Source organism: Pseudomonas allokribbensis (assembly GCF_014863605.1).
GTDB lineage: Bacteria > Pseudomonadota > Gammaproteobacteria > Pseudomonadales > Pseudomonadaceae > Aquipseudomonas > Aquipseudomonas allokribbensis.
This window is the reverse complement of sequence record NZ_CP062252.1, coordinates 828079-840547: the sequence shown is the minus strand read 5'-3', so window position 1 is coordinate 840547 and position 12469 is coordinate 828079. Positions and strand designations below refer to the sequence as shown.

General features: G+C 60.8%; 11 protein-coding genes. 2 read left to right on the top strand and 9 right to left on the bottom strand.

The window, feature by feature from the left end:
- Positions 1–29: 29 nt before the first annotated feature.
- From rfbB to IF199_RS03670, 4 genes are all read right to left on the bottom strand, one after another.
- Positions 30–1112, bottom strand: coding sequence for a dTDP-glucose 4,6-dehydratase (gene rfbB / locus IF199_RS03685; protein WP_208491903.1), 1083 nt, complete (start codon positions 1110–1112; stop codon positions 30–32).
- Between the two features lie 64 nt (positions 1113–1176).
- Complete coding sequence (locus IF199_RS03680) at positions 1177–3354, bottom strand: prenyltransferase/squalene oxidase repeat-containing protein (protein ID WP_192559707.1); 2178 nt, start codon at positions 3352–3354, stop codon at positions 1177–1179.
- A 22-nt stretch (positions 3355–3376) separates the two neighbouring features.
- Complete coding sequence (locus tag IF199_RS03675) at positions 3377–4627, bottom strand: glycosyltransferase family 28 protein (RefSeq protein WP_102619359.1); 1251 nt, start codon at positions 4625–4627, stop codon at positions 3377–3379.
- Entirely contained in the window at positions 4624–5559 is a 936-nt protein-coding gene (locus IF199_RS03670; RefSeq protein WP_244142435.1) for an acyltransferase, read from the bottom strand. Before IF199_RS03670 ends, IF199_RS03675 begins: the two co-directional genes overlap by 4 nt.
- Before the next feature lie 603 nt (positions 5560–6162).
- Between IF199_RS03670 and IF199_RS03665 the strand changes: the two genes are divergently transcribed.
- Positions 6163–6507, top strand: a complete 345-nt coding sequence (locus IF199_RS03665; protein ID WP_096818693.1) for a cupin domain-containing protein — start codon at positions 6163–6165, stop codon at positions 6505–6507.
- Between the two features lie 76 nt (positions 6508–6583).
- On the opposite strand, the gene mmsB is transcribed toward IF199_RS03665, so the two are convergent.
- Positions 6584–7471 (bottom strand): 3-hydroxyisobutyrate dehydrogenase, encoded by an 888-nt coding sequence (gene mmsB / locus IF199_RS03660; RefSeq protein WP_192559705.1) that lies wholly within the window; start codon positions 7469–7471, stop codon positions 6584–6586.
- Between the two features lie 9 nt (positions 7472–7480).
- Positions 7481–9007, bottom strand: coding sequence for a CoA-acylating methylmalonate-semialdehyde dehydrogenase (locus IF199_RS03655; protein ID WP_102619357.1), 1527 nt, complete (start codon positions 9005–9007; stop codon positions 7481–7483).
- Positions 9008–9156: 149 nt separating this feature from the next.
- On the opposite strand from IF199_RS03655, the gene IF199_RS03650 reads away from it, so the two are divergent.
- Positions 9157–10104 (top strand): LysR family transcriptional regulator, encoded by a 948-nt coding sequence (locus IF199_RS03650; RefSeq protein ID WP_114881330.1) that lies wholly within the window; start codon positions 9157–9159, stop codon positions 10102–10104.
- Here IF199_RS03650 and yfiB read toward each other — a convergent pair.
- Genes yfiB through yfiR form a run of 3 tightly spaced genes read right to left on the bottom strand, consistent with a single transcriptional unit; the run spans position 10101 to position 12441 of the window.
- Positions 10101–10601 (bottom strand): outer membrane lipoprotein YfiB, encoded by a 501-nt coding sequence (gene yfiB / locus IF199_RS03645; protein WP_176504814.1) that lies wholly within the window; start codon positions 10599–10601, stop codon positions 10101–10103. The two genes, IF199_RS03650 and yfiB, sit on opposite strands and share 4 nt — an antisense overlap.
- Positions 10601–11869, bottom strand: coding sequence for a diguanylate cyclase DgcN/YfiN (gene dgcN, locus IF199_RS03640; RefSeq protein WP_096818682.1), 1269 nt, complete (start codon positions 11867–11869; stop codon positions 10601–10603). Before dgcN ends, yfiB begins: the two co-directional genes overlap by 1 nt.
- The gene (gene yfiR, locus IF199_RS03635) at positions 11866–12441 is read right to left on the bottom strand and encodes a regulatory sequestration protein YfiR (RefSeq protein WP_096818680.1); all 576 of its coding nucleotides are present in this window, start codon (positions 12439–12441) and stop codon (positions 11866–11868) included. The genes dgcN and yfiR overlap by 4 nt, the downstream gene beginning before the upstream one ends.
- Between the last annotated feature and the right edge of the window lie 28 nt (positions 12442–12469).

Sequence of the window (12469 nt, the reverse complement as noted above, 5' to 3'; positions counted from 1 at the left end):
CAAGCAGTGAGATTTGAATGACTGTGTGTTCAGGCCACGAGGGCTTCGTTACGTTGCTCGCCGAGACGCTCCAGCGCGTAGGCACCGGACATCACCCGCACCCACCAGGCGCGGTTGTCGAGGTACCAGTCGACGGTTTTCTTCATGCCGCTTTCGAAGGTTTCCTGCGGCGTCCAGCCCAGCGTCGCGTGGATTTTCCCGGCATCGACGGCGTAGCGTTTGTCGTGGCCCGGACGATCCTTGACGAAGGTGATCAGGTCGCGGAAGTGCGCGACGCCCGCCGGTTTTTCCGCCCCGCGCGCTTCGAGCAGATCGCACAGGGTTTGCACGACTTCAAGGTTGGTCTTCTCGTTGTGGCCGCCGATGTTGTAGGTCTGCCCGACCTCACCACGCGTCACCACCGCATACAGGGCACGGGCGTGATCCTCGACAAACAGCCAGTCGCGGATTTGCGCGCCATCGCCGTACACCGGCAACGGCTTGCCTTGCAGCGCATTGAGAATGACGTGAGGAATCAGTTTTTCCGGGAAGTGATAAGGCCCGTAATTGTTCGAGCAGTTGCTCATCACCACCGGCAGGCCATACGTGCGATGCCAGGCGCGAACCAGATGATCGGAACCGGCCTTGGTCGCCGAATACGGCGAGCTTGGCGCATACGGCGTACGCTCGGTGAACGCCGGATCTTCGGGTTCCAGGTCGCCATACACTTCATCGGTGGAAATGTGATGGAAACGGAACGCCGACTGACGCGCCCCGTCCAGCCGGTTCCAGTAACCGCGCGCCGCTTCGAGCATCGTGTAGGTGCCAACGATGTTGGTTTCGATGAAGGCTTGCGGGCCATCGATCGAGCGGTCCACGTGGGACTCGGCGGCCAGGTGCATCACCGCATCCGGTTGCAGCCGCGCGAACAATTCGTCCAGCGCCGGCTTGTCGCAGATGTCCACCTGACAAAACCGATAACGCGGCGAGTCGGACACATCGGTCAGCGATTCGAGATTGCCGGCGTAGGTCAGTTTGTCGACGTTGATCACTTCACATTCGGTCTCTTCGATCAGAAACCGCACCACGGCCGAGCCAATGAAGCCCGCGCCCCCTGTCACTAAAATTTTCATCAGCGCCTCCCCTGGCAAAATGATGATTTAACGTCCTTCGATGCTGCCCGCCGTCATGTGCGGGTCAGTTCAACAGTGCCACCCAGTATTGCGACAGCCCTTGCTCGAGAATCAGCAGCGTCTGGATGCAGACGAAGCTTTCATCGGTGGTCGCCGAGGTCGCGTTGAGTGGGCCGAAACCACCGTCCTGCTTCTGATGGGAAGCGATCCAGTCTTTCGATTCCTGCAAATGCGTCGGCTGGGCGTCGAGCAGAAACATCGCCGCGATGGCCATGTAAGTCCCCACCAGGCTGACGGCTTTGCCCGGCCGGTAGTGGAACGAGCCGTTGGCCAGTTGCAGGCTCTGCAGCCAGGCGACAGTCTGTTCGGCATCGACGATGCGTCGGTTGAGAATGAACAGCGTCGACACCACGCGGTACACCGAAAAGGCGTCCGGCGGATACCCGGGTTTGTTGGCGAAACCGCCATCGGCCGAGCGGCAGCGCAGAGCAAACGCCATCACGCCCTGCTCGTCCGGCGCCTTGGCTTCCAGCGCATGCAGCGACAACACCGCCAGGTTGGTGTGCCAGATGTCCGAGCCGAAACCCGGCACATCGCCGAACCCGCCATCGGGGTTCTGGCACGCTTGCAGGTAACGCACGCAACCGCCGATATCGTTCGGCAACGCGCCCAGCACCCGCAGCGACAACACCGCGCAGTAGGTGGCGAACACATCGCTCAGGTGCCCCGGCTGCTCGGCAAATCCGCCGTCGGTGTTCTGTGAGGCCCTGATGCAATCGATCAGGCTGGCCTTGTTTTCGATTTGCAGGCCCAGGGCATGCAAGTCAGAGATCACATGCAATCCGGAAAACACCTGCCAGGTTTTGTCGGCACGAAAACCCAGCGGCGCGGTTTCGGCGGTCAGCCCGTAAGGGGTTTCATTCGACGCCCGGGCCTTGGCCAGCCACGCGAGATAACGCTGCAGATCGACATTGATGGTCGGCACGCCATTCGGGTGAATGCGCTGCACATCGCCACCGCCATCGATCACTTGCAGCTCACGATCTACCGACGCTGCATCGTCATGATGAGCAACGGCAGCGGCCGGCTCGATGGCCTGCAAGGCGTGGGCGGCGGCGAGCTGGGTTTTCAGGCTCTTCAAGTGCAACGGCAGGTACGTCAGGTTGCCGATGCTGAAAATCCCCGGCTGACGCGGCGGCGCCCAGAACTGCCGAATGAACGGCACGGTCGGGTCATCAGGCGTCGACCAGAAGTAGCCCTTGCCCATGAACAGTCCGCCATTGCGGGCGTCGTGAAACTCCAGCAAGGCTGCCGTCACCGAAGTCCGGTCAGCTTCGCTCGCGCCGGACGGCAAGGCCTGAATCGCCTGCAACAGCAACGCCACGTCGTAGGCGGTTTTGATCGGGAATGGCGACTCGTGGTTCTTGTACGAGGTGTGCCAGTCGCAACGCACTTTGCCGTTGATGCCCACCCGGTCCCAGTACCCGCCGTAGGCCGGATCGCGAAACAGTGACAGGGTTTGCAGCAGGAACGAACGGGCCAGGTTCGACAGCGCGTTGTCGTCCCGCACATCGGCCAGACGCGCCAGCACCAGGCTGACCTGAGCGCGTACGGCGCAGCGGGTCAGGGACACATCGACACAGGATGCACTGTCACTGCCGGCCACGCGACCGATCAGGTTTTCTGCGTGAATCTGCAAGTGCCCGACCAGCCCCAGACCCAACGGCTCGTTGCCGATACGCGCCAGCAAGGCCGTGGCGCTGATGTCGAGATCGATCGAGGTCGCCAGCTCCAGCGGCGTCGACCAGTCGCTGCTGTACAGGCCGGCAACCGTGGAACGGGCGTAAAGCGCTTCGACCTTTTCCAGCATGCCGTGGATCACGGCATCGTTCGCCGCGTCCTGCGGCACTCGACGCTGATAGGCAATCAGCGCAGCCAATGCGTCCAGTTGCAACGCCAGCGTTCGGCAACGCCCCGAACCATGCGGCGTCCAGTAGCGGTCGGCGAGCTCGTGAAAACCGGCGTTCGGCGCATCGTACAAACGCATCAACCCGTCGTGGGCAAAACGCAGTTGAACATCGTCACCGTGGTCGGCCTGGTAGAGCGTGGCCGCGACCTGATCCTGCAACTGCTTGTCAGTGGAAATCGCGACTTCGCCACTGGCATCGGTGACAGCAAAAAAACCGCCGTACTCAATGTCCTTGAGGCCTTGATCAAATACAAACTGCGGATGCAGCGGCATGGTAAATCCCTCTTCCTTGAGGTTAAGCGGCTTTGCTTTCAGTCAGCGACACAACGCTGCCCTGACACAATTCGATGATGCGCATGGCGGCACGGGCAGCACCTTCGCCGTCCGGCGCGGCCACTTGACGATGAGGCGCGTAGTAGGCGCAAGCGCGAGTGTCTTTCTCCAGTTCGCCCTGAATCAGCTCGACGATTGCATCGCGATCGTGACCCAGATGCGTCGGGAAACCGAGCAGCTCCAGGCGGCGCAGCGCTTCGAGTTCGTGGTATTCGGATTTGGACGGCAGCACGAACAGGGTCGGAATCTGCAGCGCGGCGATTTCCGTCACGGTGATCCAGCCCGGCGCCGAAATCAGCAGACTGGCTTCGCGCAGCAGGCCCATCCAGTCCGGGTAATACGGCACGCAAACCACGCCATCCTGGGCCTGGATATCCTGACGGCCGAGCAACACCAGTTTCAGTTCCGGATTGCGTTCGCGCAGGACCTTGAAGCTGTCGAGGTAGGCGGCGAGCAGCGCGTCCTTGTTCTGCGCAAACATCGTGGTGCCGCTGATCGAGGCAACCACGAACGGCGCATCGCCCAGGTTCAATTGCTCGCGAACGTTCAAACCGCTCTGGACATTGATGTCGCGGATCATCGGCCCGACAAAATGCGCCTTGCCGCTGATCAGCGCTTCGGCGACCGGTGTGCCCTGATCGAGGGAAGCCACGTACGGCTTATCGGTCAGCACCAGTTGGCTCTGATTGATCATCCAGTTGAACTGGCTGTGCAGCGCGGTACGGGCCCGGGCCATTTCCAGCGCATTGACTTCGAAACCACCGTCGGCCAGGTCGTGATCCTGGAGCTGGCAGAGTGTGAAGTCATAGCGCTCGGTCACGAACACCAGCGGCGTGCCACTGAAAATCGCGGCCAGGCAGGCAGCCATGTTGTAGTCAGACACCAGGGCGGTCGGCTTGTACTCGGCGATCAGGGCCAGGTAAGACAGAATCCGCTCACCGGACAAGAAGGTATTGGCGATATAACCGCCGATGTAATTATTCCAGTCGAGCTCCTTCGACAAGTTGCTCTTTTTCGAGTAATCGACCAAACGACCGGCAATATCCACCACTTCAACGCCGGACTTTTCGAACATCGGCGTAAAGGTGGGCTGCAAAGAAGCCAGCGCCACGGTCAATGGCATATCCGGACGTTGCTTTTTAATCGCCTGAGCGATCGAAAGCGCGCGCATGTTGTGGCCTGAACCGGTCGGATTGGGGGCAAATAAAATCATTCTTGAATCTCCATTAGTTGAACAACGCCATGAACCACAGTGTTTTCCAATACATCCCTTATCACCACTGAGTACGGCTTGATAACTGCACCGTCACCGATATTCAGTGGACCTACCAAGATGGCGCCCTCGCCAATTACGCAACGACTTCCAATGCGCACAGGTGCCTCCTCCCAAGGCAGTGAGCGGAACGAATGATCATGAGTAGACGCAACAATCGTGACGCCTTCGGCCAGCTCGCTGAAGGCACCGATGGTCACGCCACCGGCCGCTTCGATAACCACGCCCGGCGCCAGTCGAGCGCCGGTGCCCAGTTCGATGCCGCCCAGTTGCGACATGCCGCCCTGGCGGCTGCTGCGTCCGATCAGAATGCAGTCCCGGGCGATTTCCACCGAAGCCCCGCCGCGCAATTCGGCATCGATCAAGGCTTCGTCGCTGATGTCCCAGGTCGCGGTGTCGGGGTTCAACGCCTTGAGCCGCGGCACCGACTGCGTCGACCGATCGAGCATCGACGGCAAGCCCTGGCGCGCACGATCCCGGACTTTCGCCAGCACCGGCGCCGGGCTCGGCAGGCCGTCCTCGACCACCGTGCGCAGGGCAATGACTCGCGCCGGGCGGCCGACCACGATGGCATCGGCCGGTACATCAGCAGTCACCAGCGCTCCGGCAGCGATCACCGCTCCCGCACCGATGGAAACGCCCGCGGTCACGGTGGCCTTGGCGCCCAGCCAGACATTGTCGGCAATGTGTACCGGTGATTGCGCAGTGCCCAGGCACCGTGCGCCGGTGGCCAGCATGCTGGACGCGCCGATGGAGGCGAACTGCAAATCACACTTGAACCCGATGAAACAATCATCGGCGACCTGAACGTTTTGCAGGCGGCTGCCAGCACGAATCCAGACATGCCGGCCCAACTCACTCGCGTCACTCACGGTCGTCGAAACTTCAATTACGTTTATGTCGTCCACAATAAAGCCTCATTCCATTGATGCCGGGCACATATAAATTCGAAAGGCGTGCGTATCCCGCAGATATAATTCCGCCGATGCACAAATAACAATTAACTGTTTATTTAGGGCTTCTATTCAAAGCACGCACAACATTGCGTCTGCGCAACTTATTAACTGACCGGTTCATTCAATTGTCGTTATTCATTAACAACAGGTAGACGTTCACGCTTGCGCCGATGGCCAAGTCAGTTTTATGTGAAGAAAAGCCGATTCAAGTCTGTCCGTGACTCTGGTGTAGCTCCATTAGGGTGGGATTGTCCTTTAGTACGAATGTTATAGTACAGACGATTTTGTTTTGCAATAGGTGCCCGGATGGTTATCTCGTTTTGGTCTAAAAATTTATTGAACTTTTATGGTGCGCGCTTGTATTAAAGCCGTCATATATGCACAGCATTGGTGCAAGTGGCCGGTTTCAGGGGGGATCCCTCCAGCGCTAACAGGCATCTGGAGGTCGAACCCAGACATTCCGACAGTGCTCACCAACGTTAGGGTGGCGACTCAAACTGCCTTTGGCCTGGAGCCGTCATGCCCGCACCTATCACCGTTCTGCGCGACACCCACCCGCTGCCAGTACTCGACGCCTGTAAATGGGAGAAGCTCGAGGGCGACCCGCACACCGTCAACCTCAACGCCTACACCAGCGAAGACGGCAGCAAGATCATGGGCACCTGGATCTGTACGCCAGGCAAGTGGCGGGTGGATTACGTGAAATGGGAGTACTGCCACTTCCAGGAGGGCTACTGCATCATCACCCCGGACGGCCTGGAGCCGATCCACCTGCGTGCCGGTGACATCTTCGTCGTCGAACCGGGCATGAAGGGCACCTGGGAAGTGGTCGAGACTGTGCGCAAATATTTCGTGTTCGCCTGATACAAAAAAGCCGGGAAACCACCCGACGTGATTTCCCGGCAATACAGACCTGTGACAAACACAGGCCTGACGACGATTACTGCGGCTTGCGATAGCTGTTGATGATCGCCGAGAAGTCCTTGCCACCTTCCCCGCGCTGACTCATTGCCTGATACAACTGTTGCGCCACAGCGCCCAGCACCACCGGCTGATGCGCCTGACGCGCCGCCTCGGTGGCCAGCCCCAGATCCTTGAGCATCAGCTCGGCGCCAAAGCCACCGGTGTAACCACGCGAGGCCGGCGCCGTTTCGACGATGCCCGGCCATGGGTTGTACATTTCCGAGCTCCAGCAACGGCCGGTCGAGCTGTTGATAATCCCGGCAAGCACGCCGGTGTCGATCCCCAGCGCATCGCCGAGGGCCATCGCCTCGCTGACGCCGACCATCGAAATGGCGAGCAACAGGTTGTTGCAGATCTTGGCGATCTGCCCGGTGCCGACTTCACCGCAATGCACGATGTTGCGGCCCATTTGCGCCAGCACCGGTTGCAGAGTGGCGAACAGTTCCGGGGTGGCGCCGACCATGAAGGTCAACGTACCTGCAGTGGCGCCGCCGGTGCCGCCGGAAACTGGCGCATCGGCCATGGCCACGCCTTGTTTGGCAGCGGCCGCTGCCACGTCGCGAGCAGTCTGCGGATCGATGGTGCTGCAATCCACTGCCGGCACACCTTTGCCGATCCCGGCGAGCACTCCGTCTTCACCGAGCCAGACGCTGCGCACATGCACGGCGGCCGGCAGCATGGTGATCACCAGTTCCGCGTCCTGTGCGGCTTCGCGAGCCGAGGCGCGGATGGTGCCGCCCAGTTGCTCGAGTTCCGCCAGCACGGTTTTGTTCAGGTCCACCAGGTTCAGCGAATGCCCGGCCTTGATCAGGTTGCGCGCCATCGGCGCGCCCATGTTGCCCAGACCGATAAATGCGATTTTCATGGCCATTCCTCAGCGCAGGTTAATGGTGGTGTTCACGCCGTCGTTGACGCTGTCGTCATCGAACCAGCGCGCCGTGACCGTTTTGGTCTGGGTGTAGAACTGCACCACTTGCTTACCGTACGGGCCGAGGTCGCCGAGTTTCGAACCGCGCGAACCGGTAAAGCTGAAGAACGGTACCGGCACTGGAATCGGGATGTTGATGCCGACCTGACCGACGTCGATTTCATTCTGGAATTTACGCGCCGCCGCGCCGCTCTGGGTGAACAGGCCCGTGCCGTTGCCGAACGGGTTGGCGTTGACCAGCGCAATGGCCTGATCGAGGGTGTCGACTTCCAGCACCACCAGTACCGGGCCGAAAATTTCCTGGGTGTAGATCTGCATGTCGGTGGTCACCCCGGAGAACAGGGTCGGGCCGACGAAGTTGCCTTTCTCGTAGCCCGGCACGCTGATGTCGCGACCGTCCAGCTCGAGTTTGGCGCCTTCCTTGATACCGCTTTCGATCAGATCGAGAATCCGCGCCTTGGCCTTTTTCGAAATGACCGGACCGACATCGGTGCCCGGCTCGCTGCCGGCGTTGACCTTGAGTTTCTGCGCCAGCGCTTTCAGATCCGGCAACCATTGTTTGGCGGCCCCCACCAGCACCACCACCGACGTGGCCATGCAACGCTGACCGGCCGCACCGAAACCGGCGCCGACCAGGGCATTGAGCGCTTGCTCGCGATTGGCGTCCGGCAGCACCACGGCGTGGTTCTTCGCGCCCATCATCGATTGCACGCGCTTGCCGTGTTTACCGGCCAGGTCATAAACGTGGGTGCCGACGGCGGTCGAACCGACGAACGAAATCGCCTTGATGTCCTTGTGGGTGCACAGGCCATCGACCACGTCCTTGCCACCGTGCACGACGTTGAGCACACCCGCCGGAACGCCGGCCTCGATCGCCAGTTCCACCAGCAGCATGGTCGACAGCGGATCCTGTTCGGACGGCTTGAGCACGAAGGTGTTGCCGCAGGCGATGGCCATCGGGAACATCCACAGCGGAATCATTGCCGGGAAGTTGAACGGCGTAATGCCGGCGCAGACGCCGATCGGCTGGCGCAGGGTGTAAGTGTCGACGCCGCCGGCAACGTTTTCGGCGAACTCGCCCATTTGCAGGCTGCCGATGGAGCACGCGTGCTCGACCACTTCCAGGCCACGGAAAATATCGCCTTCAGCATCGGCAATGGTCTTGCCCTGTTCGGCGCTCAGCACCACGGCGATGCGTTTGGAGTGTTCGCGGATCAACGCTTGCAGCTTGAGCATGATGCGCATGCGCGCGCCGATCGGGGTCAGCTTCCAGGTCTGGAAGGCGCGCTGGGCGGCACTGACGGCAGCGTCGACTTCAGCGGCGGTGGCGAATGGGACTTTGGCCAGCACCTGCTGGGTCGCCGGGTTGACGATGTCATGCCACTCGGTGGTCTGCGACTCGACCCACTCGCCGTCGATCAGCAGCTTGACCTTCTGGATCGTGGTTTCGTTGGGCGTAAGCGATGCGTTCATGCTGGTCTCCAGAACTTGTTTTTATCTTAGGAGCCAAGGCGAAGGGTTCGCCTTGAGATGAGGCGTGTGTCACGAATTGGTTGTCGGACTGTTTTTGGAGTATAGATGTGCAAACTTCTAATAAGAACGCACATATAAGCCCGTCCATCATGCAAAAAAACATCACGTCTTTAGGCTCGCTGAACTGGGACGACCTCAAGTTTTTCCTCGAAGTCGCTCGTACCCGCAAGGCCAGCACTGCGGCCAAACGCCTGGCTGTGGATTACACAACGGTGTCGCGGCGAATCAGTTCGCTGGAGGCGGCGTTGGGCACATTGCTGTTCGAAAAGTCCCGCACCAGCGGTTTCGTGCTGACCGCCGAAGGCCAGCGTCTGCTGAGCTACGCCGAGTCGATCGAAAGCACACTGCACATGGCCTGCGAACAGGTGTCCGGCTCCGGTGTCGCACTTTCCGGGCATGTGCGGATGGGCTGCACCGAAGGTTTCGGCAGTTTCTTCATCACGCCGCAACTGAGCCACTTCGTCGACGCCTACCCGGCAATTTCGGTGGACATCCTGCCGCTGCCGCACTTCATCAGCCTGTCCAAACGCGAGGCCGACATCGTCATCGCCCTCGAACGCCCGGAACACGGGCCGTATGTATGCTGCAAACTCTGCGACTACCGCTTGCAGCTCTACGCGACCCAGGAATACCTCGACAAACACCCGCCGATCCGCCGCCCCGCGGACCTGGGCAAGCATCAATTCATCAGTTATGTGGATGACCTGGCGTTCAGCTCGGAGCTGCTGTATCTGGCGAACGTGGTGCCCGGCGCCAGCGCCAATTTGCGCAGCACCAGCGTGATCGCACAATTCGTGGCGGCGCAGCAGGGGCGCTCGCTGGCGATTCTGCCGTGTTTCCTCGCAGCCCAGGACCCACGCCTGTTACCGGTGCTGCCGGAGGAAATCGACATCACCCGGCAGTTCTGGATGTACTGCCGGGAAGACCTGCGCAAGCTCAAGCGGATCACCCTGTTGTGGGATTACATCCGCGAAGTGACCGAACGCAATCAGGCGCTGTTGATGGGGCAGACGCGAGAGATGCAGTTCGCCGATTAATCGGCGCTGACCACGATCGATACCCGGCGGTTTTCGGTGCGGCCGGCAACGGTGTCGTTGGAGGCCACCGGTTCGCGGCTGCCGAGGCCTTGCAGTTGAATGTTCTCTTCCTTCATGCCGACCGTGGTCAGCACTTTACCGACGCTTTTCGCTCGGCGCAGCGACAGCTGCTGGTTGTAGCTTTCCTTGCCCGAGGCATCGGTGTGACCATCCACTCGCACCCGTTCGATACCGACACCCAACAAGGCTTTGCCGATACGCTCGACGATTTCGGTACTTTGCTTGTTCAGGCTTTCTATGTCGCTGCCAAACAGCACTTTGCCCGACAGGCCGAACTCCCAACCGTCGTCGGTCAGCTCAAAGCCTTGCTGTTTGAGCACGGCAATCTGCGCTGGCGTCAGGCCTTTTTGCGGGGCGGTCTGGCATCCGGTCAGGGCCAACATGGCCATCAACATCAGTGTGGAAAACAGTCGAACGGAAAGTGAGAACACGGGCATTAGCTCCTGGTTTGAACGGGATCGACCGGGTGCTCCGACCCGGCCGTGAATTGGGCGCCACGCGACAGGCGCTTGGCTTGATACATGGCGGCGTCAGCCGCATCAAGCAAGGTGCCGGGCGTGGCGCCATGATCGGGGTAAACCGCAATGCCGATACTGAGCGAGGTCACCACACTGGTGTCGCCCGGCAATGCAATCGGGGTGTCCATGCTGGCGAGGATCTTGTCGGCAATGCGCTCGGCGTCTTCGGTCTTGTGCAACGGCGTCAGCAAAACGGCAAACTCATCGCCGCCCAGACGCGCCACCAGATCCTCTTCGCGTAACTGCGCCCGAATCCGGTTAGCCACCGCCACCAGCACCGCATCGCCGGCGGCATGACCGAAACTGTCGTTGATGCCCTTGAAACGGTCACTGTCGAGAAACAGCACCGCCATCCGCTCGTTGAGTTTGCTGGCGCTGCGTAGCGCGCGGATCAGACGGCCTTCGAAGAACGCGCGATTGGGCAATCCGGTGAGGCTGTCGTGGCTGGCCTGATGGGCGAGGGTTTCGTTCTCGCTTTGCAGATGGGTCTGCCAGGACTCCAGCTCATCGAGCAGGGCATTGAAGTCATTACCGAGGTTGTCGAGTTCGGCGATTTTCGCCGGAGGTACGCGCCGGTCGAGCGCCCGCTCACTGCGGGCGGCGTGGGCGACTCCCGCCAGGCTGTGCAGCGGGCCGATGATCCCGCGCAACTGACGGCGCGCCAGATAGAGCGCCACCCAGGCGCTGATCGCGGTGCAGAGAATGATGCCCGCCAGACCGCTCAACAGAAACTGCATCAAGCTGCCGCCGTGACCCGTCAGCAGGATCCGGCCGATCTCGCGATCCTGATGCAGGATCGGCAGGCTGATCGGTTTTTCCAGAACGACCCGCGTTATCTGCATTTCCAGCCCGGAAAACAAGCCGTTCTCCGGACGCTGCCAACGCGCAAGTTCCTGGCCCTGGCTGTCCAGCACCTGCGCGTCCGCCACCTCTTCGGTCGAAGCGATCAACGCCAGCGCTTCCGTCGCTGCAGGCTTGTCGTTGAACACCACCGCCGCTTCCACGGTGTAACTGATCGAACGAGCGATCAGGTGCAGGTTGTGATCGGCATAGACCCGCAGCGCCAACACGCCGAGCAGGGTCAGGGACACACTGGCCATTCCCACGGCAACCAGCGCGACAATCAAATGCCCGCGACCGATGACCGAACCCAGGGTCGGACGCCCTGTGGATTTGTTGCGTCTCATGGGGCCGCCGGCTTGCGGCGCGACAACTGCAGCACGCTCGGATGAATGCGCACGCCGCTGCGGGCGACGGAGTCGAGATTGACCTCGAACGACACCTGCTCATCACCGACCCGCAGACAGAACAGACTGCCGACCGTGCACTGATCGCCGCCCTCGCTGATGCTCAATACCGGGTGGCCAATCAGCGAAGCGAACAGTCGGCTGCGTTCATCGGCGGTGAGTTTGCCGATGTACACCGCATCGCACTCGCTGACGATAGACGGGTTGTCGGCCAGCAGGCGACGCACCGTGACAGGTCGGCCCGTGGCCTGGGTCGTGCCTTTCACCAGGTCGTCGGTGTATTCGGTGGGACCGACGATGCACAGGCGCAATTGTGCAGGTTCAACCGGCCAGCGGGCATAACTGAGAATGCCGAGGACCACCTGAGTAACGGATTTTGCCCGTTGCTCGGCCATACCCACCGGTGTTTGCGGCTGGGCAGCAGCCACACCCGTGAGCAAACAGAGCAGACCGGCAAGCAACACTTGCTTGCTGCCAACTACGCGCTCTGTCGCCCAGACAGCCAGCTTCATGCAGGGATTCTCTTGGATCGTAACGAGA